This window comes from Streptomyces sp. NPDC051909, assembly GCF_040681095.1.
In the GTDB taxonomy this organism is placed as follows: Bacteria; Actinomycetota; Actinomycetes; order Streptomycetales; family Streptomycetaceae; genus Streptomyces.
Window position 1 is genome coordinate 66248 of sequence record NZ_JBFAYA010000025.1, and the last position, 21652, is coordinate 87899.

At 73.5% G+C, this 21652-nt stretch carries 21 protein-coding genes; 6 read left to right on the plus strand and 15 right to left on the minus strand.

Annotation, left to right across the window (positions count from 1 at the left end):
• Positions 1 to 162 precede the first annotated feature (162 nt).
• The 3 genes from AB0M18_RS30150 (at position 163) to AB0M18_RS30160 (ending at position 3508) form a co-directional block, all read left to right on the plus strand.
• The gene (locus AB0M18_RS30150; RefSeq protein WP_365763595.1) at positions 163 to 1776 is read left to right on the plus strand and encodes a BCCT family transporter; all 1614 of its coding nucleotides are present in this window, start codon (positions 163 to 165) and stop codon (positions 1774 to 1776) included.
• Positions 1777 to 1847: 71 nt separating this feature from the next.
• Positions 1848 to 3017, plus strand: coding sequence for an ADP-ribosylglycohydrolase family protein (locus AB0M18_RS30155; RefSeq protein ID WP_365763541.1), 1170 nt, complete (start codon positions 1848 to 1850; stop codon positions 3015 to 3017).
• Positions 3014 to 3508 (plus strand): NUDIX hydrolase, encoded by a 495-nt coding sequence (locus AB0M18_RS30160; RefSeq protein WP_365763543.1) that lies wholly within the window; start codon positions 3014 to 3016, stop codon positions 3506 to 3508. The genes AB0M18_RS30155 and AB0M18_RS30160 overlap by 4 nt, the downstream gene beginning before the upstream one ends.
• A 9-nt stretch (positions 3509 to 3517) precedes the next feature.
• Here the strand turns inward: AB0M18_RS30160 and AB0M18_RS30165 are convergent, their stop codons facing one another.
• Complete coding sequence (locus AB0M18_RS30165) at positions 3518 to 3721, minus strand: DUF2191 domain-containing protein (RefSeq protein WP_365763545.1); 204 nt, start codon at positions 3719 to 3721, stop codon at positions 3518 to 3520.
• Positions 3722 to 3785: 64 nt separating this feature from the next.
• On the opposite strand from AB0M18_RS30165, the gene AB0M18_RS30170 reads away from it, so the two are divergent.
• On the plus strand, positions 3786 to 4502 hold the full coding sequence (locus tag AB0M18_RS30170; RefSeq protein WP_365763547.1) for a Sir2 family NAD-dependent protein deacetylase: 717 nt from the start codon (positions 3786 to 3788) through the stop codon (positions 4500 to 4502).
• A gap of 26 nt (positions 4503 to 4528) precedes the next feature.
• Here AB0M18_RS30170 and AB0M18_RS30175 read toward each other — a convergent pair whose 3' ends face one another.
• From AB0M18_RS30175 to AB0M18_RS30185, 3 genes are read right to left on the minus strand one after another with little or no spacing between them, the layout of a single operon-like run.
• Positions 4529 to 5029, minus strand: a complete 501-nt coding sequence (locus tag AB0M18_RS30175; RefSeq protein WP_365763549.1) for a methylated-DNA--[protein]-cysteine S-methyltransferase — start codon at positions 5027 to 5029, stop codon at positions 4529 to 4531.
• 12 nt (positions 5030 to 5041) lie between these two features.
• The gene (locus tag AB0M18_RS30180) at positions 5042 to 6541 is read right to left on the minus strand and encodes an AlkA N-terminal domain-containing protein (protein ID WP_365763551.1); all 1500 of its coding nucleotides are present in this window, start codon (positions 6539 to 6541) and stop codon (positions 5042 to 5044) included.
• A gap of 50 nt (positions 6542 to 6591) precedes the next feature.
• Positions 6592 to 7302: a helix-turn-helix domain-containing protein gene (locus tag AB0M18_RS30185; protein WP_365763553.1), complete on the minus strand. Its 711-nt coding sequence runs from the start codon at positions 7300 to 7302 to the stop codon at positions 6592 to 6594.
• A 94-nt stretch (positions 7303 to 7396) separates the two neighbouring features.
• Here AB0M18_RS30185 and AB0M18_RS30190 point away from each other — a divergent pair, with 94 nt between their 5' ends.
• Positions 7397 to 7852 carry a VOC family protein gene (locus AB0M18_RS30190; RefSeq protein WP_365763555.1) on the plus strand — a complete coding sequence of 152 codons (456 nt, stop codon included), beginning with the start codon at positions 7397 to 7399 and terminating at the stop codon, positions 7850 to 7852.
• On the opposite strand, the gene AB0M18_RS30195 is transcribed toward AB0M18_RS30190, so the two are convergent.
• From AB0M18_RS30195 to AB0M18_RS30205, 3 genes are all read right to left on the minus strand, one after another.
• Entirely contained in the window at positions 7849 to 8394 is a 546-nt protein-coding gene (locus AB0M18_RS30195; protein ID WP_365763557.1) for an O-acetyl-ADP-ribose deacetylase, read from the minus strand. The two genes, AB0M18_RS30190 and AB0M18_RS30195, sit on opposite strands and share 4 nt — an antisense overlap.
• Before the next feature lie 63 nt (positions 8395 to 8457).
• On the minus strand, positions 8458 to 9882 hold the full coding sequence (locus AB0M18_RS30200) for an NAD(P)/FAD-dependent oxidoreductase (RefSeq protein ID WP_365763559.1): 1425 nt from the start codon (positions 9880 to 9882) through the stop codon (positions 8458 to 8460).
• Between the two features lie 59 nt (positions 9883 to 9941).
• Positions 9942 to 10820, minus strand: a complete 879-nt coding sequence (locus tag AB0M18_RS30205; RefSeq protein ID WP_365763561.1) for an inositol monophosphatase family protein — start codon at positions 10818 to 10820, stop codon at positions 9942 to 9944.
• Positions 10821 to 10940: 120 nt separating this feature from the next.
• On the opposite strand from AB0M18_RS30205, the gene AB0M18_RS30210 reads away from it, so the two are divergent.
• A complete protein-coding gene (locus AB0M18_RS30210; RefSeq protein WP_365763563.1) occupies positions 10941 to 11834 on the plus strand; it encodes a hypothetical protein in 894 nt (297 codons plus the stop codon).
• Positions 11835 to 11874: 40 nt separating this feature from the next.
• On the opposite strand, the gene AB0M18_RS30215 is transcribed toward AB0M18_RS30210, so the two are convergent.
• From AB0M18_RS30215 to AB0M18_RS30250, 8 genes are all read right to left on the minus strand, one after another.
• Complete coding sequence (locus tag AB0M18_RS30215; protein WP_365763565.1) at positions 11875 to 13437, minus strand: NCS1 family nucleobase:cation symporter-1; 1563 nt, start codon at positions 13435 to 13437, stop codon at positions 11875 to 11877.
• Positions 13438 to 13511: 74 nt separating this feature from the next.
• On the minus strand, positions 13512 to 14528 hold the full coding sequence (locus AB0M18_RS30220; RefSeq protein ID WP_365763567.1) for a TIGR03842 family LLM class F420-dependent oxidoreductase: 1017 nt from the start codon (positions 14526 to 14528) through the stop codon (positions 13512 to 13514).
• 13 nt (positions 14529 to 14541) lie between these two features.
• On the minus strand, positions 14542 to 15945 hold the full coding sequence (gene hydA, locus AB0M18_RS30225; protein ID WP_365763569.1) for a dihydropyrimidinase: 1404 nt from the start codon (positions 15943 to 15945) through the stop codon (positions 14542 to 14544).
• Between the two features lie 62 nt (positions 15946 to 16007).
• A complete protein-coding gene (locus AB0M18_RS30230) occupies positions 16008 to 17288 on the minus strand; it encodes an aspartate aminotransferase family protein (protein ID WP_365763571.1) in 1281 nt (426 codons plus the stop codon).
• The gene (locus AB0M18_RS30235) at positions 17285 to 18127 is read right to left on the minus strand and encodes a nitrilase-related carbon-nitrogen hydrolase (protein ID WP_365763573.1); all 843 of its coding nucleotides are present in this window, start codon (positions 18125 to 18127) and stop codon (positions 17285 to 17287) included. The genes AB0M18_RS30230 and AB0M18_RS30235 overlap by 4 nt, the downstream gene beginning before the upstream one ends.
• 193 nt (positions 18128 to 18320) lie before the next feature.
• Entirely contained in the window at positions 18321 to 19559 is a 1239-nt protein-coding gene (locus AB0M18_RS30240; RefSeq protein WP_365763575.1) for a UL36 very large tegument protein, read from the minus strand.
• Positions 19560 to 19684: 125 nt separating this feature from the next.
• Positions 19685 to 20074, minus strand: a complete 390-nt coding sequence (locus AB0M18_RS30245) for a PPOX class F420-dependent oxidoreductase (protein ID WP_365763577.1) — start codon at positions 20072 to 20074, stop codon at positions 19685 to 19687.
• Between the two features lie 19 nt (positions 20075 to 20093).
• Complete coding sequence (locus tag AB0M18_RS30250) at positions 20094 to 21353, minus strand: alginate lyase family protein (RefSeq protein ID WP_365763579.1); 1260 nt, start codon at positions 21351 to 21353, stop codon at positions 20094 to 20096.
• Positions 21354 to 21652: the final 299 nt, after the last annotated feature.

Consider the following 21652-nt stretch of genomic DNA (forward strand, 5'->3'; position numbering starts at 1 on the left):
CAGGCAGTCGCGCCAGGGCCGACCCTATCCGTACCCGAAGACGGCGTGCCACCCCCGGATAAGGCGATATTCCGCACCATAGTGGGGCCGGTGAGCACCGAACTGATCGATCAAACCGACGAACCCAGGCCCCGCCCCGACACGAAGGTCATCGGGATCGGGATGGCGGCCGTCGTGGGCGTGGTGGCCTGGGCGGCGCTCGGCAAGGAGTCCTTCGACGACGCCTCGTCCTCGGCGCTGCGCTGGGTCCTGAACACCTTCGCCTGGCTGTTCGTGACCGCCGCCGACGTCTTCCTGGTGCTCTGTGTGGTGATCGCGCTCAGCCGCTTCGGCCGGATCCGGCTCGGCGCGGACGACTCGAAGCCGGAGTTCGGTAACCTCGCGTGGATCGCGATGATGTTCAGCGCGGGCATGGGCATCGGGCTGATGTTCTACGGGGTGGGGGAACCGCTCCAGCACTATCTGAACCCGCCCCCGGCGAGCGGGGTCCCGCCGCAGTCGGGCGCGGCGGCGCGCACGGCCATGGAGTACTCGTTCTTCCACTGGACGCTCACCCCGTGGGCGATCTACGGCATCGCGGGCCTCGCCCTGGCGTACGCGGGCTTCCGCAAGGGGCGCGGCAACACGCTGAGCGCCGCGTTCGTGCCGCTGATGGGCGAGCGTCGGGCCCGCTCCTGGCCGGGCCGGGCAGTCGACCTGCTCGCGGTGTTCGCGACCGTCTTCGGGACGGCGACCAGCCTCGGTCTGGGCGCGCTGCAGGTCGCGGAGGGACTGAACATCACCGCGGGGGTCGAGGACTCGACGGCCACCGAGCTGATCATCATCGTGTCGCTGTCGGCGGCCTTCGTGCTGTCCGCGTTCTCCGGGCTCCACAAGGGCGTGAAGTGGCTGTCGACGCTGAACATCGTGCTGGCCGCGGCGCTGGCCCTGTTCGTGTTCCTGCTGGGCCCGACCGTGTACGTCCTGGACACGATCCCGGCCTCGGTGGGCGGCTATCTGCACCAGCTGCTGCCGATGGCGAGCCGCACGGGCGCGTTCACGGACCGCGCCTGGCTGGGCGCGTGGACGATCTTCTACTGGGCCTGGTGGCTGTCCTGGGCGCCGTTCGTCGGCACCTTCATCGCCCGGATCTCGCGCGGCCGCACCGTCCGCGAGTTCCTGTCCGGGGTGCTGCTCGTGCCCTCGGGGGCGACGGTGATCTGGTTCTGCGTGATGGGCGGCACGGCGATCCGGCTCGACTCGACGGGCGCGGCGGACCTGGCGGGGGCGGTGAAGGACGGGGCGGAGGCCTCGCTGTTCGCGATGCTGGACGCGCTGCCGATCGGCACGGTCACCTCGTACCTCGCGATGCTGCTGGTGATGACGTACTTCGTGACCAGCGCGGACTCGGCCTCTCTGGTGATGGGCTCGCTGACCAGCCGGGGCTCGCTGCACCCGCCGACCTGGCTGGTGGTCGCCTGGGGCGTGCTGATGGCGGCGGTGGCCGCGGTGCTGCTCGTGGCCGGCGGGCTGAGCTCGCTGCAGACGGCGACGATCCTGGTGGCGCTGCCGTTCGTCCTGGTGATGCTGGGGCTGTGCTGGGCGCTCCTCAAGGAGCTGCGGGAGGACCCGGGCGCGGGCCCGGCCCGGCACCACGCGGTGCACGGCGTCGGGGACGTGGTGGGGGCGATGGTCGGCGAGGCGGTCGACGGGCGGGCCGGCGGGCGGGGCGCGGCCCGGCACCACCGGCTGCGCCGGGCGGCGAGGTCCCGTACGGGGCGTGGCGACCAGGAGTGAGGCCGGGCCCGGTGAGGGCCGGGTGGGCGGGTCGGCGCGCGCCCGCCCGGCCCGTCGGCTAGACCGGAGTCATGAGCGAAGTCATGGGCGAGGTCGCGCACGGCGTTGCGGGCGGCGTTGCGGGTGGCGTCAGGGGCGGCGTCGCGAACGGCGTCACGGGCGGTGGCTCCGTCCGGCTCGGGCGCGGCGAGCTCGCCGACCGGATCCTCGGCGGCTGGACGGGGCGGATCGCCGGGAACATGCTCGGCAAACCGGTCGAGCGCGGCGACCACTGGACGCCCGAGCGCATCGACGCGTATCTGCGGCTGACGGACGCGCTGCCGCTCACCGACTACTTCCCGCCGCCGCCCGCGGCCGGCGCGGACGGCTTCGAGCTGCGCCCGGAGTGGCCGCAGTGCGTGCGCGGCCGGATCAACGGCAGCTGCCGGGACGACGACGTCGACTACTCGATCCTGGGCCTGCACCTCCTTGAGACCCGCGGCTTCGACTTCAGCACCGAGCAGGTCGGCGAGCTGTGGCTGCTGAGACTGCCGTATCTGCAGACCTTCACGGCCGAGCGGGTGGCCTACCGGAACCTGGCGAACGGGCTGAAGCCGCCGCTGACCGCCACGTACGACAATCCGTACCAGGAGTGGATCGGCGCGCTGATCCGGGCGGACGTGTACGGCTGGACCTCACCGGGCGATCCGCGCCGGGCCGCCTCGCTGGCCCGCCGCGACGCGGTGCTCTCGCACACGGGGAACGGGGTGTACGGGGCGATGTGGGCGGCGGCCCTGGTCGCCGCGGCCTTCACCGCGCCCGACGCGCGGACGGCGCTCGGCACCGCCCTGGAACGGATCCCGGCGGGCTGCCGGCTCGCCCGCACCGTACGGCACACGATGGCGCTGCACGAGGCGGGCGTCGAGTGGTCGGAGACGCTGACCGAGCTGCGCCGGGAGACCGGTGCGCTCGGCTGGATCCACACGGTGCCGAACGCGGGGGTGCTCACCGCCGGACTGCTGTACGGCGAGGGCGACTTCACCCGCACCCTGGCGCTGACCGTGCGCGGCGGTCTGGACACCGACTCCAACGGGGCGACGGCCGGTTCGGTGGCCGGGGTGCTGTGCGGAGCTGCGGCGATCCCGCCGCAGTGGTCGGAGCCGCTGCGGGACCGGGTGCGCAGCGCGGTGACGGGTTTCGACGGGGTACGGATCGGCGAGCTGGCGGAGCGGACGCTGCGGCTGGCTACGCTGACGGGATGACGACCTCTGACTACGCCACGTACATCGCGAGCCTGCCGCGCGTCCTCGCCGGTGCCGCCGCCCTGTTCCGGGACGCGACCGGCCGGGTGCTGATCGTCGAGCCCAACTACCGGGAGGGCTGGGCACTGCCGGGCGGCACGATCGAGTCGGACACCGGCGAGTCGCCCCGGCAGGCGGCCCGCCGGGAGACGGCGGAGGAGATCGGCCTCGACGTCGAGCTCGGCGCGCTGCTCGCGGTCGACTGGGTGCCGGGCGCGGACCGCCCCCCGCTGGTGGCGTACCTCTTCGACGGCGGGGTCCTTCCCGACGAGCGCTTCGCCGAGATCCGCCTCCAGGAGGAGGAACTGATCTCCTGGAAGCTGGTCCACCCCGCCGAACTCCCCCACCACCTTCCGGGCCCCCTGGCCCACCGCGTCCGGTCCGCCCTCGACGCGCTGACGACGGGCGGCGGCGCGGTGGACCTGGAGAACGGCCGCCCGGCGGCCCGGTGAACGGCGCGCTCAGCCCTGTTCCGGCTCCGGCGGGGTGAGGCGGCCGGTGCGGAGGGGTTCCTCGCGGGAGGCCGTGCGGGCCTCGGTGCGGTGGCCGCGGGCGATGTAGTCACGGACGACCGCCTCGACGGCGTCCTGCGGGTTGCCGATGCCGGCGAGGACCATGGCCTCGACGACAAGCTCGGCGTCGAGGGAGATGCTGACCTTGGGCATGCGGGGAAGCTAGCAGCTTCAAATACGTTCGCGGGAGCGATTCCGGGCCGCCTACGCTCGCCGCATGAGCATGGTGGCGATTCTCAGCGGGGCAGGCATCTCCACGGACTCGGGGATTCCCGACTACCGGGGGCCGAACGGGATGTGGACCCGCGACCCCGAGGCGGAGCGGCTCGTCACCTACGGGCCGTACATGGCCGACCCGGAGGTGCGGCGGCTTTCGTGGCGGATGCGGATGGACGGGCCGGTGCTCGCCGCCGAGCCGAATGTGGCGCACCGCGCGATCGCCGCGTTCGAGAAGAGCGGGCACGCGCTGCGGGTGATCACGCAGAACGTGGACGGGCTGCACCAGGCGGCCGGGGTGTCCGAGCGGAAGGTGCTCGAACTGCACGGCTCGGCGCGGGCGGTGGTGTGCACGGCGTGCCACGCGCGCTCGTCGATGGCCGAGGCGCTCGCCCGGGTGGAGGCCGGTGAGGACGATCCGGCGTGCCGGGCGTGCGGCGGGATCCTGAAGTCGGCGACGGTGATGTTCGGCGAGCGGCTCGACCCGGTGGTGCTCGGCAACGCGATGTCCATCGCGAAGGCCGCGGACGTCTTCGTCGCGGTCGGCAGCAGCCTCCAGGTGCAGCCCGCCGCCTCGCTCGCGGGCATCGCGGCCGAGCACGGCGCCCGCCTGATCATCGTGAACGCCGAGCCGACCCCGTACGACCCGGTCGCGGCCGAGGTCGTGCGCGAGCCGATCGGCACGGCCCTGCCCGCGCTCCTCGACCGGCTGCGGTAGGGCCTGTCCGGCGGATCAGGGCCGGGTCAGAACAGGGCGTCGGGTTCGCCGGCGCCCGACTCGAAGGCGAGCAGCCGCTGCTTGCGGTCGAGGCCGCCGCCGTAGCCGGTGAGGCTGCCGCCGGAGCCGATCACCCGGTGGCAGGGGACGATGATGGTGACCGGGTTCTTGCCGTTGGCGAGGCCGACCGCGCGGGAGGCGCCGGGGCTGCCGAGGGCCTCGGCGAGTTCGCCGTACGTCCGGGTCTCCCCGTACGGGATCAGCCTGAGCTGTTCCCAGACGCGCAGCTGGAACGGCGTGCCGACGAGGTGCAACGGCAGGTCGAACTCGGTGAGTTCGCCCGCGAAGTACGCGTCGAGCTGCCGCACGGCCTCGGTGAAGGGGCGCGGGTCGGGCTCGCCGAAGGTCTCCTCCGGCGGGCGGTGCCGCTGGTCGGTCATGTACATACGGCTGAGCACGCCGTCGACGGCGACCAGGGTCAGCAGGTCGTAGGGGCTGTCCACGACCGTGTGCGTCACGGTGGGCATCGATCGAGTTCCTTACGCGGGCAGGTGGTTGATGGGGTGGCTGTCGGTGGCCCACAGGTACTGGACGGCGTAGGCGCGCCAGGGCCGCCAGTGTGCGGCGCGGGCGGTGAGCGCGGCCGGGGCGGCGGGCAGGCCGAGGCCCTGGGCGGCGCGGCGGATGCCGAGGTCGCCGGGGAGGAAGGCGTCGGGGTCGCCGAGCGCCCGCATGGCGATGACCTCGGTGGTCCAGGGGCCGAAGCCGGGCAGGGCGCGCAGCTTCTCGCGGGCCTCGGTCCAGTCGCTCTCGGGGCCGAGCGCGAGGCTGCCGTCGGCGAGGGCGGTGACGAGGGTGAGCAGGGTGGTGCGGCGGCTGCGGGGCAGCGCGAGGGTCTCGGGGTCGAGTCCGGCGAGCGCGGCGGGCGTCGGGAAGAGGTGCGTGAGGCCGCCCTCGGGGTCGTCGACGGGCACGCCGTGCGCGGTGACCAGGCGGGCGGCGTGAGTGCGGGCGGCGGCCGTGGACACCTGCTGGCCGAGGACGGCGCGGACGGCGAACTCGGCGGCGTCGACGGTACGGGGCACCCGTCGGCCCGGCGCGGCGTCGACGAGCGGCGCGAGCAGCGGGTCGTCGCGCAGCTGTCCGTCGACGGCGACCGGGTCGGCGTCGAGGTCGAGCAGACGGCGGCAGCGGCTGATGGCGTGGGCGAGGTCGCGGTGGTCGGTGAGCGAGAGCCGGCACAGCACGTGGTCGGGCCGCGGGGCGAGGGCGACGATGCCGTGTCCGTAGGGCAGGGTCAGGGTCCTGCGGTAGGCGCCGTCGCGCCATTCCTCGACGCCGGGGACGGCGGTGGCGGCGAGATGGCCGAAGAGGTTGGAGGGTTCGAGCGGGGCGCGGAACGGCAGCCGCAGGGTGATCGTCCCGGAGGCCGTCGGGGCGGGCGCGGTGCGGGAGCCGGCCGCGCCCGCGCGGGGTCGGGTGGCGCGGGCGCGCAGTTCGCCGGGGGTGAGGGCGAAGACCTCGCGGACGGTGTCGTTGAAGGTGCGGATCGAGGCGAACCCGGCGGCGAAGGCGATCTCGGCCATGGGCAGCGGGGTGGTCTCGATCAGCAGCCGGGCGGTCTGGGCGCGCTGGGCGCGGGCGAGGGCCAGGGGTCCCGCGCCGAGTTCGGCGAGCAGCTGGCGCTCGATCTGGCGGGTGGAGTAGCCGAGGCGGGCGGCGAGCCCGGGGACGCCCTCGCGGTCGACGATGCCGTCCTGGATGAGGCGTACGGCGCGGGCGACGGCGTCGGCCCGGGCGTGCCAGGCGGGTGAGCCGGGGCTGGTGTCGGGCCGGCAGCGCTTGCAGGCCCGGTAGCCGGCCCGCTGGCAGGACGCGGCGCTGGGGTGGAACTCCATGTTCTCGGCCTTGGGCGGCACGGCGGGGCAGCTGGGCCGGCAGTAGATCCGAGTGGTGCGGACGGCGGTGAAGAAGACGCCGTCGAAGCGGGCGTCCTTCGACTGGACGGCCCGCACGCAGCGCTCGGTGTCGGTGTGCATGGCTCCAGGATCGGTGATCGCGGGCGGGCCGGGCTGGCGAGAAAACGACATCAACGTGAGCTGTCCGGCCGGTGTTCCGGCGCGAGCAGCTGGGCGGCGACGAGTTCGCTCAGCCAGCCCCGGTACTCCTCGGCCGACCAGCCGCGATGGCGCCGCAGGAGCTGGTGGACGTGCGGGGAGACGACGGCGAAGAGGATGTCGGCGGCCCGGGCGGCGTCGAGGCCGGGGCGGAGCGCGCCGCGCTCGTGCAGGGCGGTGGTGAGCCGGAGGTAGACGGCGTGGGTGGCGGCGGCTCCGGCGTCGGCGGCGGCCCGCATGTCGGGGTCGGCGCCGGCCGCCTCCACGCTCACCATGATCAGGTCACCGGCGCGGTCGAGGAGCTCCGCGGTCCGGGCGATCAGGGCGTCGACGGTCCCGGCCGGGTCGGTCTCGCTGCCGAGCTCACTGAACTCCGGGCGGTCCGCGACCGCCACGGGCTCCTCGTCGCCGACGGTGGCGACGCCCAGGGTGTGGCCGAACAGCGCGGCCTTGGTCGGGAAGGCGTCGTAGAGGGTCCGCTCCCCCACCCCGGCGGCCCGCGCCACCTCCCGCATGCGGGTCGCCGCGTATCCCTGCTCGACGAACAGGCGGCCCGCGGCCTCCCGGATCCGGGCGCGGGTCCGGGCGGCCGACGCGGCGCGCTTCGGCGAGGCGTAGGGCCGTCTGCCCGGATCCGGCGGCCCTGGCAGGTCTGGCGGGTCTGTCTTGACGGGGTCTGCCATGGGGAGCAGTCTAGAAGTAATTCACCGCAGCGGCACTGCGGTGAATGAGGCTCGACGAAGAAGGCCCGACGGACACGGCCCGAGGAGGCCCGCCATGCCGGAACTCGCCGGAATCCACCATGTGAAGATCCCCGTCACCGATCTCCCGCGCTCCCTCGACTGGTACGGCCGGGTCCTGGGATTCAAGACGGTGATCGAGTTCCCGGACGACGAGGGCGTGGTGCGCGGTGTCGGGGGCACGGTGCCCGGCCTGAACGGCACGCTCGTCGCCCTGCGGGAGAACCCGGAGGCGGCGCGGGGCTGCGCCGGCTTCGACCCAGTGTCCTTCGCGATCAGGGACCGGGCCGACGCCGAGGCGTGGGCGGCCCACCTGGACGCGCTGGGCGTCGAGCACTCGCCGGTGATCGAGGCGAGCATCGGCTGGCTGCTGGTCTTCAGCGACCCCGACGGCCTGGTCCTGCACCTCTACTCGTGGGCCGAGCACGGCCAGGACCACTCGGACCGTCCGGGGTACGGGCGTCCGGCCTCCCCCGCCTCACCGGCCTCCTAGAGCGCGGCCTCGAACTCGGCGTACGCGGCCGCGTCGTACAGGACGAAGCGGACCTGCCGTACGGAGGATGTCCGCGCCGCCCGGACCGTCTCGACGGCGATGCGGGCGCCGTCGTCCATCGGCCAGCCGTAGACGCCGGTGGAGATGGCCGGAAAGGCGACGGTCCGGGCGCCCAACTCGTCTGCCACGCGCAGGGATTCGCGGTAGCAGGAGGCGAGCAGCTCGGAGCGGTCCTCCTGGGTGCTGTGGACCGGGCCGACGGTGTGGACGACCCACTGGGCGGCGAGGTTTCCGGCTGTGGTGGCGACGGCCTGGCCGGTGGGGAGGCCGCGCCCGTAGTGGCCGGCGCGGAGCGTGCGGCACGCGTCGAGGATGGCGGGGCCGCCCTTGCGGTGGATCGCGCCGTCGACTCCGCCGCCGCCGAGGAGCGAGGAGTTGGCGGCGTTGACGATGACGTCGGCGTCCTGCTCGGTGATGTCGCCGCGGACGAGGACGATCTCGGGTCCGTCGGAACGGTCGGGTCGGTCGGATGCGGTGCTCATGGCTCCATCCTCGCGCCGCCGGGCCGCCGGGACATCCGGATAAACGGCAGGTGCCGGCAGGTGTCAGCGGCCGGCTGGGGTGCGCAGTCGGCGCCAGACGGCCTTGGCGGCGTTGTGGCCGGACATGCCGTGGACACCGGGGCCGGGCGGGGTGGCGGAGGAGCAGAGGAAGACTGCCGGGTGCGGGGTGTGGTACGGGAACAGGGACAGCTTGGGGCGCAGCAACAGCTGCAGTCCGCGGGCGGCCCCGCAGGCGATGTCGCCGCCGACGTAGTTGGCGTTGCGGGCGGCGAGTTCGGGCGGCCCGGCGGTGGCGCGGGCCAGGATCAGATCGCGGAAGCCGGGCGCGAAGCGCTCGATCTGCCGCTCGATGGCGTCGGTGAGGTCGCCGCGCCAGCCGTTGGGGACATGGCCGTAGGCCCAGAAGACATGCCTGCCCTCGGGGGCGCGGCCGGGGTCGACCAGGCTGGGCTGGGCGGTGATGAGGAACGGGGTGTCGGGCGCGGTGCCGCCGGAGGCCTGGTGGAGGGCGGTGTCGATCTCGCCCATGGTGGGGCCGATCTGGACGGTGCCGGCCCGCCGGGCGGCCTCGCTGGTCCATGGCACGGGCCCGGACAGGGCGTAGTCGATCTTGAACGCGGCGGCGCCGTAGCGGTAACCGTCATAGGCCGCGCCGAGACCGGCGATCCGGGCCAGGGCGGTGGGCGAGGTGTCGAAGACATAGGCGCGGGCCGGCGGCAGGTCGTCGAGCCGCTTGACCTCGAAGTCGGTGTGGACGGCGCCGCCGAGCTCCTTCAGATACGCGGCGAGGGCGTCGGAGATCGACTGGGAGCCGCCCCGGGGCAGCGGCCAGCCGACCGCGTGGGCGGCGAGCGCGAAGACCAGGCCGACGGCGCCGGTGGCGAGGCCGCCGAGCGGGGCGATGACATGGCCGACGAGCCCGGCGAGCAGTCCGCGGGCCTTCTCGTCGTGGAAGCGGCGCAGCAGCCAGGTGGCCGGCGGCAGTCCGGCGAGGCCGAAGCGGGCGAGGGTGACCGGGTCGCGCGGCAGCGCGGTGAGCGGCAGCTGCATGAAGTCCCGGAACAGGGTGTCCCAGTGCGGCAGGAAGGGCGTGACCAGCCGCCGGTAGGCGCCGGCGTCGCGCGGGCCGAAGGAGGCCGCGGTCTCGGCGACGGAGCGGGAGAGGACGGCCGCGGTGCCGTCGTCCCAGGGGTGGGCCATGGGCAGCTCGGGATGCAGCCACTCCAGGCCGTGCCGGTCCAGCGGCATGGTGCGGAAGACCGGCGAGCCGATGCCCAGCGGGTGCACGGCCGAGCAGGGGTCGTGACGGAAGCCCGGCAGGGTCAGCTCCTCGGTGCGAGCGCCCCCGCCGACCGTCGGCCTGGCCTCGAAGACGGCGACCGAGAAGCCGCGCCGGGCGAGCTCCACGGCGGCGGTCAGTCCGTTGGGCCCCGCCCCCACGACGACGGCATCGAGCATCGACGGCACCTTGGACTCCTTCGTCGGCCGGCCAAGGATCCCAGCATATTCCCGGCCCCGTAGGGGACTTACCCGGCCCCGAGGAGTGACCGGATCCGTGCGGCGGTGGCCGCGTCACGGGCCGCCGTGAACGGCAGGGCGTTGCCTCCGGCGATCCGGAAGCGCTCGCCGGTGAGGGTCAGGTCCGTGCCGCCGGCCTCCTCGACGAGGAGCAGTCCCGCCGCGTGGTCCCAGGCGTACTCCCAGGAGAAGGCGACGGCGTCGAGCGTGCCCCGCGCCACCGCCAGGTACTCCAGTCCGGCCGAGCCGCAGGGGCGCGGGCGGACGCCCTCGGTGCGCAGGCCGAGCAGGGCCCGCTTCTGGTCCGGGGTGGTGTAGTCGGGGTGCGAGGTCGCGACCTCCAGGACCGCTCCGGGGGCGGGCGCCCCGGCCCGTATCGGCGCGCCGTTCAGCGTGGCGCCGCGGCCGCGCACCGCGACGGCGAACTCGTCCAGGGCGGGCGCGAAGGTGAAGGAGGCGAGCAGCTCGCCGCGGCGGGCGAGGGCGACCAGGGTGCAGAAGCCGTCCTCGCCGCGGACGAACTGGCGGGTGCCGTCCACCGGGTCGACGATCCACACCGGCGCGTCGCCCTTCAGCGCCTCGTATGTCGCGGGGTCGGCGTGCACGGCCTCCTCGCCGACCACCACCGAGCCGGGCAGCAGCGCGGTGAGGGAGGCGGTCAGGTGGGCCTCGGCGGCCCGGTCGGCGACGGTGACCAGGTCGTGCGGCCCGTTCTTCTCGTCGATCTCGGCGGCGTCGAGCTGCCGGAAACGCGGCATGATCTCGGCGGCGGCCGCCTTGCGGACGGCCTCCTCCACCTCGGTGGTGTCGCCGGCGAGCAGCCGGGCGAGGAAGTCGTCGTCCGTGGTCACCCTCGTGTCTCGTGTCGTCACGCTTCGTTCGGTCATACGTCCATCCCACCACACCCGTCTGACATTCCGGGAGCGCTGCGGCGACCTGTGGACAACTACGGGACGACCCCCGCGTACCAGGTCCGGGTCCCGTAGGACGCGCCCTAGGCTGCCCGCATGCCGATACGGATCGATCAACCGGTGCGGCCGGGGCTGCGGATGGAGTGCGCGGACGAGGGACGGCTGCTGCTTGTCCAGGGCGGACGGCCGGTGCTGTTCGCGCGTCAGCGGGCTACGCACCACGGGGTGCACTACGCGCGCACCGGGCGGTACGTGTCACCGCTCGCCCCCCTGCGGGCCGCCGACGACCGGGCCCTCGCCGCGCTCGCGCCGCCCGGCTCCGCGGAGTGGACCGAGCGCTGGGCCGCGCGCTGGGCGGCGGAGCTGCGCGGGGCGGCCCGGGGGCCGCTGCACGAGGGCGACTGGCATCTGGCGCCGGTGGTCCCGGGCTGGTTCGTGGAGCACCACTGGGCCAGGCTGCTCCCGCATGACACCGACCGGGGGCATCTCACCTGGTTCGGCTACGGCGACCCGGTCGAGGACGCCCGCGATCTGCTGCCGCTGCGGGCGCTGTCCGCTCCGGACGCGCCGCGCGTGAAGGCGTACCGGCGCCGCTTCCGCGAGGGGGTGCTCGCGCCGGTGCTGCTGTGGTGGATCAGCGGGCTGAACGTGCCGGTCGTGCTCGACGGGCACGACCGGCTGGTCGCGGCGCTCGCCGAGGGCGGCCGGCCGCAGGTCCTGCTGCTCTCCCGCGCGGTCGACGCCGCGTACGTGGCGGTGTGCTCCGAGCGGCCGCTCCGGGAGTACGAGGAGCGCATGGCGGCCTTGGAGCCCGGCCCCCTGGCCCGGGTGAAGGCGGGGGCGGCGAGCCGGCGGCTCGCGGACGCCCTGACGGCGATCGAGCGGGCGACGGAGATCACCCGGGCCTGGCCGCTGTCCGGCGGCGTGGCCGCCTGGGAGCGGGCCGCGGCGGCGCACGTACCGGGGTGGGCGCCGCCGCGGATGCCCTGAGGCGGGACCGGACCCCGGTCAGGCGGCCCGGGCGCGGGTGTCACGGAGACGTGCGCGTGTCCAGCCGTGCGTCCGGGCCGGGTCGGGAGCCCCGCCGCGTCATGAGGCCGGTGTAGAGGAGGAGCGAGGCGACGAGGCCGACGGCCCAGCCGTAGTCGGCGAGGGGTTTCAGGAAGGGGATCAGGCCGTCCTCGGGGAAGGGGCCGGTGCCGGGGGCGGAGTGGGAGCCGCCGACGGCGAGGACGCCGCCGACCGCGAAGGCGAGCACGGCCGCCGGGTTCCAGCCGCCGCGGTACCAGTAGGGGCCGTCGGGACGGTACAGCCCGGCCAGGTCGAGGCGGGTGCGGCGGACCAGCCAGTAGTCGGCGATGAGGATGCCCGCGACCGTGCCGAGCAGACCGCCGACGAGGCCGAGCCAGGTGAAGATGTACAGCTCAGGGGTGGAGGTCAGCTTCCAGGGCATGATCAGGACGCCGACGACTCCGGTGATCAGGGCTCCCTTGCGGAAGTCGACGAGCCTCGGGGCGAGGTTGGCGAGGTCGTACGCGGGTGAGACGACGTTGGCGGCGATGTTCACCGAGAGGGTCGCGACGAGCACGGTGACCAGGGCGAAGAGCAGCCCGAAGACGTTGTCGGTCTTCGCGGCGAGCGCCACCGGGTCCCAGACCGGCGCCCCGTACACCGCCTGCGAGCCGGAGGTCACGAGGACGGAGAGCAGCGCGAAGAAGGTCATGGTGGTCGGCAGGCCGAGGGTCTGGCCCCAGACCTGGGCGCGCTGGCCGGCGCCGAAGCGGGTGAAGTCGGGGATGTTGAGGCTGAGGGTGGCCCAGAAGGCGATCATGCCCATGAGGGAGGGGAAGAAGACGGGCCAGAAATCTGCTCCCCAGCCGAGTTCGGACGGCTGGTCGAGGAGGGGGCCGAAGCCGCCGGCCTTGACCGCGATCCAGACGAGCAGGGCCACGGCGCCGACGATCACGAAGGGCGCGGCCCAGTTCTCGAAGCGGCGCAGGGCGTCCATGCCGCGGTGGATGATGGCGAGCTCGAGGGCCCAGAACAGCGCGAAGCACAGCCACAGCGTCCAGGGCTGTCCGGCGACCTTCGAGGCCCCGGCCCAGTCGCCGCCGAAGACCTTGTCGAGCAGGACGAAGACGCCCTGACCGCCGATCCAGGTCTGGATCCCGAACCACGCACAGGCGACGCCGGCCCGGACGAGGGCGGGAAGGTTGGCGCCGCGCAGGCCGAAGGAGGCGCGGGCGAGGACCGGGAAGGGGATGCCGTACTTGGGTCCGGCGTGCCCGGTGAGCAGCATCGGCAGCAGCACGATCACATTGGCGAGCGCGATGGTGAGCACCGCCTGCACCCAGTCCATGCCGAGCGCGACGAGCCCTGAGGCCAGCAGCCAGGACGGGATGTTGTGGGCCATCCCGACCCAGAGGGCGGCGAAGTTGTACGTGGTCCAGCGGCGGGCGGCGACGGGCACCGGCAGCAGGTCGTCGTTAACGAACCGCGGGTCGGCCCCGGTCGCGCCGGGCGGAAGCTCGACGCGACCGGGACCGGCTATGGCGGGGTCGGCGGGTCTGTCCGAGGGGGTGGTGGCGGTCATGGCGGCGGAACCCTTCCTGGGAGGAGTGGAGGGGCCGGGCGGTCGGGCGGTGGGGCTGTGGGGCCGTGGGGCTGTCAGGCGTTGACCGCGGGGATGATCTCGGAGCCGTAGGCGTCGATGGTGCCCTCGCGGTTGTCGTGCATGTCGTAGACGGCGAACTGGTCGACGCCCAGCTCGCGCAGGTGCTTCAGCTTCTCGATGTGGGCCTCGGCGGGGCCGAGGAGGCAGAAGCGGTCGACGATCTCGTCGGGGACGAAGGCGGTGTCCGGGTTGTCGGCGCGACCGTGGTGGGAGTAGTCGTAGCCGTGCCGGTCCTTGATGTACGCCGTCAGCTCCTCGGGGACCATCGAGGAGTGCTCGCCGTACTTGGCGACCAGGTCGGCGACGTGGTTGCCGACCATGCCGCCGAACCAGCGGCACTGCTCACGGGCGTGAGCCATCGCCTCGGGCGAGGCGTCGGCCGTCACGTACGCCGGGGCGGCGACGCAGACGGTGAGCGCGTCGGGGTCGCGGCCGGCCTCGCGCGCCGCCTCCCGGACGGCCTTGACCATCCACTCGGTGAGGAACGGGTCGGCGAGCTGGAGGATGAAGCCGTCGGCCTTCTGCCCGGCGAGCGCGAGGGCCTTGGGCCCGTACGCCGCCATCCACACCGGCAGCTTCCCGTTCTTCACCCACGGGATCCGGATCGGGTTGCCGTCGACGGTCGCCTCCCGCCCCTCCGCGAGGTCGCGGATGACCTCGATGGCCTCGCCGAGGCGGGCCAGGGTGTTGGGCTTGCGGCCGGCGACGCGCATGGCGGAGTCGCCGCGGCCGATGCCGCAGACGGTGCGGTTGCCGTACATGTCGTTGAGGGTGGCGAAGGTGGAGGCGGTCACCTCCCACGTACGCGTCCCCGGGTTGGTCACCATCGTGCCGACGTGCAGCTTCGTGGTGTTGGCGAGGATCTGGCTGTAGATGACGAAGGGTTCCTGCCACAGCACGGCGGAGTCGAAGGTCCAGCCGTAGCGGAAGCCGTTGCGCTCCGCCCGGCGCATCAGGCCGACGACCTGGGACGCGGGCGGGTCGGTCTGCAGGACGAGTCCGAAGTCCAAGGGTGCGGCCTTCCTAGTTCAGGTACTGGCAGGTGGAGCGGGGGACGAAGCTGCCGTGTCCGGCGCGCCCGGTGAACTTGCGCTGCTCGATGACGGGTTCGCCGCGGGAGAGGACGGTCTCGACCTGGCCGGTGATCGTCCTCCCCTCGTACGCCGAGTAGTCGACGTTCATGTGGTGGGTGGTCGCGGACAGGGTCTGGGTGGTGTGCGGGTCGTAGACGACGACGTCGGCGTCCGCGCCGGGCGCGATCGTGCCCTTCTGCGGGTAGAGGCCGAACATCCGGGCCGGGGTGGCGCAGGCGATCTCGATCCAGCGGCGGCGCGAGATGTGCCCGTCCACGACGGCCTGGTGGAGCAGGTCCATGCGGTTCTCGACGCCCGGCAGACCGTTGGGGATCTTGGAGAAGTCGCCGCGGCCCAGCTCCTTCTGGCCGACGAAGCAGAAGGGGCAGTGGTCGGTGGAGACCACCTGGAGGTCGTTGGTGCGCAGGCCCCGCCACAGCGCCGCCTGGTGCTCCTTCGGCCGCAGGGGCGTCGAGCACACGTACTTGGCGCCCTCGAAGTCCGGCTCCGCGAGGTTGTCCGTGGAGAGGAAGAGGTACTGCGGGCAGGTCTCGCCGAAGACCGGCAGCCCCTTGTCCCGGGCCGCCGCCAGTTCGGCGACGGCCTCCTCCGCCGACACGTGGACGACGTACAGCGGCGCGCCCGCCACCCGGGCGAGCTGGATCGCCCGGTGGGTGGCCTCCGCCTCCAACAGAGCCTTGCGGACCTCCCCGTGGTAGCGGGGGTCGGTCTCGCCCCGGGCCAGGGCCTGCTCGACGAGGACGTCGATCGCGATGCCGTTCTCCGCGTGCATCATGATCAGCCCGCCGTTCTCGGCGCCGCGCTGCATGGCCCGCAGGATCTGTCCGTCGTCGCTGTAGAAGACGCCCGGATAGGCCATGAACAGTTTGAACGAGGAGATGCCCTCCTGGACCAGCCGGTCCATCTCCTTCAGGGTGTGCTCGTTGACGTCGGACAGGATCATGTGGAAGCCGTAGTCGACGGCGCAGTTGCCGTCGGCCTTGGCGTACCAGGCGTCCAGGCCCTCGCGGAGGGGGTGGCCGACGCTCTGCACCGCGAAGTCGACGATGGTGGTGGTGCCGCCCCAGGCCGCGGCCCTGGTGCCGGTCTCGAAGGTGTCGGAGGCGAAGGTGCCGCCGAAGGGCAGCTCCATGTGGGTGTGGGCGTCGACGCCGCCCGGGAGGACGTAGCGGTCGGTGGCGTCGATCGTGCGGTCGGCGGTCCAGCCGGCGGCGATGTCGGAGCCGTGGGCGGCGAGGGCCGCGATGCGGCCCTCCTCGATCAGGACGTCGGCGTGCAGTTCGTCGGCGGCGGTGACGACCAGGCCGCCGCGGATCAGGGTGCGGGTGCTCACGGGACTTCTCCCTGCGACGAGAGGGATCGCGGACGAGGGGACGCGAACCGGAGGGACGCGAACTAGAGGGACCTGAGGGCCTGTTCGAGGATGGCCGCGCCTTCCTCGGCCTCGGCGACGGTGAGCGACAGCGGGGGCGCGATGCGCAGGGCGCTGGTGTCGTGGCCGCCGCCCTTGCCGATGAGCAGGCCGTTCTCCCGGGTCCTCTCCAGGACGGCGGACGCGGCGTCGGGGTTGGCCCGGGCGGTGCCGGGTTCGGTGAGCTCGATGCCGATCATCAGGCCGCGGCCGCGCACCTCGCGTACGGCGTCGACGCCGGCGGCGACACCCCGCAGGCGCTCGATGAGCAGGCCGCCGACCCGGCGGGCGTTGCCCTGGAGGTCGTGTTCCAGGAGGTAGCCGAGGTTGGCGAGACCGGCGGCCATGGTGACGGGCGAACCGCCGAAGGTGGAGATGGAGTTGGCGTCGAGGCAGTTCATGATCTCGGCGCGGGCGACGACGCCGCCGATGGACATGCCGTTGCCGATGCCCTTGGCGAAGGTCAGCATGTCGGGCGGTCCGGCCTGGCCGTGCGCCTGCCAGCCCCAGAAGTGCTCGCCGGTGCGGCCCCAGCCGGTCTGCACCTCGTCGGCGATCCACAGGATGCCATGGCGGTCGAGGACCCGGCGGAAGGCGGCGTAGAGGCCGTCGGGCGGGGAGGTGAAGCCGCCGACGCCCTGGATGGGTTCGGCGATGAGGGCGGCGACGTCATGGGTGTGCCCGAGGAGGTCTTCGAGGTCGGCCACACAGGCGTCGATGAAGCGTTCGTCGCTGTACTCGGCGAAGGGGCCGCGGCCGCGGACGCCGCCGTGCACGTACAGGGTCTGCAGCGGGGAGAGGCCGGTGGGCGACCAGGCGCGGTTGCCGGTGATGCCGACGGTCGAGAAGGAGCGCCCGTGGTAGCTGTTGCGCATCGCCAGGATCTGGCTGGAGCGCCGGTAGGCGGTGGCGAGCAGCAGGGCGGTGTCGTTGGCCTCGGTGCCGGAGGTGGTGAAGAAGACCCGGGCGTCGGGGATGCCGGAGAGGGCGGCGATCCGCTCGGCGAGCTCCACCATGGGGCGGTTGAGGTAGAGGGTGGAGGAATGGATGATCCGCCCGGCCTGTTCGGCGACGGCCTTGGTGACCTCGGGGAGGGCGTGGGCGGTCATGGTGGTGAGGATGCCGCCGAAGAAGTCGAGGTAGCGCCGGCCGTCGGCGTCCCAGACGTACCGGCCCTCGCCGTGGGTGAGTTCGAGGGGGTTCTTGTAGTAGAGGGCGACCCAGTCGGGGATGACGGCGCGGTGGCGGTGGTAGAGGCTGCTCACGGCTGCACCAGCCCGTCGTAGGCGTCGGGGCGACGGTCCCGGTAGAACGCCCATTGCTGCCTGACCTGTTCGATCAGGCCGAAGTCGAGGTCGCGCACGACGAGTTCCTCCTCCTTGGTGGAGGCGACGTCGCCGACGAACTGGCCGCGCGGGTCGACGAAGTAGCTGGTGCCGTAGAAGTCGTTGTCGCCGTACTCCTCGATGCCGACGCGGTTGATCGCGGCGATGAAGTACTCGTTGGCGACGGCCGCGGCGGGCTGTTCCAGCTGCCAGAGGTAGGAGGAGAGGCCGCGGTGGGTGGCCGAGGGGTTGTAGACCAACTGGGCACCGTTGAGGCCGAGTTGGCGCCAACCCTCGGGGAAGTGCCGGTCGTAGCAGATGTAGACGCCGACCTTGCCGACGGCGGTGTCGAAGACCGGCCAGCCCAGGTTGCCCGGGCGGAAGTAGTACTTCTCCCAGAAGCCCTTCACCTGGGGGATGTGGTGCTTGCGGTATTTGCCGAGGTAGGAGCCGTCGGCGTCGATGACGGCGGCGGTGTTGTAGTAGAAGCCGGCGCCCTCGATCTCGAAGACCGGGACGACGATCACCATCCCGGTCTCCCGGGCGAGCTCCTGCATCCTGCGCACGGTGGGGCCGTCGGGCACGGGCTCGGCCCAGCGGTAGTGCTCGGGTTCCTGCACCTGGCAGAAGTACGGGGCGTTGAACACCTCCTGGAACCCGATGACCTTCGCCCCCTGCCGGGCGGCCTCGCGGGCGTGCTCCTCGTGCTTGGCGATCATGGATTCGGTGTCGCCGGTCCAGGTCGCCTGGACGAGCGCGGCGCGTACGACGTCGGTCATGAGCTGCTCCTTCGGCGCGGCGTCAGAGAGCCTCTACGCACGTAGACGCGGTGCGTAGAGAGAGAACGTAAGCCCCGTCACACCCCGGAGCAAGACCACTGCCGTGAAGTAGCGGAGTCGATCATGTTTCATACCCGAGTGGTCCACGTCGGACACGTACCGACACGTGCCGGTACGAGTCGGAGCGCGCCGGTCAGGCGAGACCCGCGACCCGCAGGGCGTGCAGCAGGTCGCGCTCGCGGGCCGGGGAGAGCGCGCGGGCGGCGGCGCGCAGTTCGGGGACGAGGGCGGCGGGGTCGGTGGCGGCAAGGGCGGCGGCGTCCTCGGGGGTACGGCAGCCCAGGAAGGCGCCGAGCAGGGCCCGGGCCTCCGCGTCCCGCCGTACGGCGCGCAGCGCGGCGCAGGCCTCGGCCAGCTCGGCCACCGGGCGGGCCGCGCCCTGCCGGAGCAGCCGGTCGCGGTCCTCCGCCCGGCCCGCGTCGGCGAGCGCCACGGCGACGGCGGCGAGCCGGTCCGGCGGCAGGTCGGCGGCCTCCCAGAGCAGGGTGGCCCAGTCGGCGGCGAGACCGGCCGCCGCCAGCTCCCCGGCGAGCGCGGGCAGCCACCCGGGCGGCCCGGCCAGCGCCTCGCAGAGCAGGGCGTGCGCCTCGCCGGTGCGCCCCTGGGCGCGGAGCCGGCGCAGGGCGTAGACGGCGTTCCCGGCGGCGCGCACGGCGCGGGCGGCCTCGTCCGGCTCCGGAGCCGGGGCGGGGGCGGGACCGGGGGTGGGTGCCGGGTCGGCCGGAACCGGCGCGAAGCGGGCGCCTCGGGGCGCGGCGAGCGGGGCCGCCGTCGGGACCGGCCCGGTGACCGGCTCCGCCACCGGGTCGACGACGGGCTCGGACTCCTCCGCCACCCAGGCGTACCGGGCCCCGCGCGGACGCCGCCGCACCGGCTCGGGCGGCACCGGGGCCCGTACGGCTCCGGCGAGGCGGTCGAGCTGTTCGAGCCGTTCGGTGAGCTCGGCGACCCGGGCGGTGGCCCGGACGTGGTCGTCCTGCGCCCAGAACAGGGCGCCGTCCGGGTCGGGCCGGCCGTGCAGCTCCCGGATGCGCTGCTCCGCGTACCGGATCTCGTCGGCCATCAGGGCACGCCGTTCGGCGAGCGCCGCCGCTCCGCCGGGCGCCCGGTCGTGGGCGGCCGCGGCGGCCCGGTGCAGGGCCCGGCCGTGCAGCGCGCGGGGCCCGTCGGCCGGCTCGCCGAGGTCCTGGAGCAGGGACTCGGCGACGTCCCAGGGCAGGATGTCCGTACCGTCGAAGCAGGCGCGCATCCCCTCCGGGTCGCGGGCGGCGAAGACTCCGTACCACCCCTGGCCCGGTTCGAGACGGCCCGCGAGCCCGCTGAGCCATCCGGTGAACGCGGCGACGTCCGCCGTGAGTTGATGCACCGTCATGCGACTGCCCCTTTGCTCCAGGGGCAGTGGACCACACTGGTGTTACGGGACGACTACGCTGAGTTTTCGAGTTGTCTCAGGAGCCCCGTCGTCTCAGGAGCCGGATCGTCCAGGACCCGAGTCGTCTAGGACCGGGGGAAGCTCACCACGATGCCCGTGTGCGGGCGCTTGCCGAGCCGGGCGAGGGTCGCGGGCCAGTCGACGGCCCAGAACTGCCAGGTGTACTTGCGGGACAGCAGCCTGCGTACGCGTCGCAGCTCCTCCCCGGCGACCAGCCGGGCCGTGCCCTCGGCGCGCACCGCGCCCTCGGCGACATTGCCGCGCACGTCGCAGAGGGCGGCGACGACCCGGGGGTCGTCGCGCAGCCGCTTGACCTTCCAGGAGTCGGTGCGGGTCCAGGCGTACAGCTCGTCGCCGTCGACCGCGTACCAGACCGGGGTGGCCACCCCGGTGCCGTTCTTCCGGAAGGTGGTGAGGCTGACGTAGCGGCCGTGCCGCAGCTCCTGAGGTATCACCCGGAAAGCCTACGCGCGGCTACGCGGCGCTCGGGTTGGCGGCGTGGGTGAGGGTCTCCCAGGCGACGAACAGGTCGTCGGTGCCGCCGGGCCGCTGGCTCTGGGCGAGCCTCGCGGTCTCCGGGAGGTCGCGGTGCATCCGCCCCTGGAGGTGGTTGAGGGCGACCTCGACGTCCGGGCCCATGGTCCGCTCGACCTTGCCGCCGCACAGCCAGCCGGGCGGGGTCGCGCCGAGCTGGTAGCGGGCGTGGAACTCCAGGGCAGCGGTGAGCCGGTCGGCCTCCTCGCGGTAGAGGTCGAGCCCCTGGTGCCAGGCGGTCTCGGCGATGTGCGCGGTGGCGGCGAGGGAGTAGCCGATGTGCATGAAGTTGCGGCAGGTCTCCTGGCCGAGGCCGTCGCGGTAGGTGCGCTGGCCGAACCAGTACGTGGCGAGCTGGTCGGCGGTCCTGATGGTGCCGCCGGGCGGGGGCTTGGGCAGCGCGCCGTCGGAGGCGAGGTAGAAGTAGGCGGGGACGCGGGCGCGGTAGCGCCGTACCGAGTCCTCGAAGAGCGTGCGGTCCTCCAGGAACACCGCCATGCCCATGGCGGCGTCGGTCATCGCGAGTTCCCAATTGCCGTTGTGGTCTGGGACCTTGGCGGTGACGTCGGGCAGATAGGCCTTGCGCAGCATCCACTTGAAGCGCTGCACCTCGGGGCCCTTCCAGGCCGGGTAGCCGGCGTGCACGATGTCGGCGGCGCGCGCCCAGGAGGAGCCGGACCAGGCGGTCTGGAGGTCGGCGTCGTCGCGGGTGTGCCGCTTCACCGTCTTCGACCAGGCGTTCATGATCTCGACGGCCTTGTCGGCGTGCGCCCGCTCGCCGGTGACGGACCACATCAGGGCGTGGGTGTACGCGGCGATGGCGTCCTCGCGCTCGGCGACGCAGGCGTCGGTGCCGGCGTTGGACGCGCAGGCGACCACCTCGGCGGGGTGCGGGGTGTAGTCGAGCGCCGCGTACCTGCTGGCGCTCATCTCCTCGAACGCCGACTTCCACGGCTCCTGCCCGGCGGCGACGCGCTTGCGCACGGCCGAGAGCTGGGCACCCCCGACGACGACGCCCGGGTGCCGGAACCGCTCGGGGGCGGTGCCCGCGGGCGGCGCGGCGGCCCGCGGCGCCTCGGTGCCGGTGCCGCAGCCGGTGGCGCCGGCGGCGAGCAGGAGCGCGGCGGCGAGGCCGGCGAGGGCCTTGACCGCCGGGCGGCGGGTCGCCGCGCGGGGCGCCGGCTGCTGACGACGCTTCACGCGTCCACGGTGGGGCCGCGCGCCGGGCGGCGCATCCGCTGCTAGGCCACGGGGGGGCGGGGGCCGGGGTCAGCGCCCCAGGGCGCTGAGGCCCTTGCGCGCCGGGCGGAGGGCCCCGTGCGGTGCGCCTCGGCACACCCGGACGCGCTCACGTCCAGCGTCCTCCCTCCGCCGCGCCGGGACCACTCGGCGGGTCCTGGACGGCCTAGGTGTATTGATCACGAGCGTTGTTGACAGTTGTGGGTCTTGATCATGGCGAAGACCTCCGGTGTGGTGGAGGTGTCTAGGCTTCACCGCAC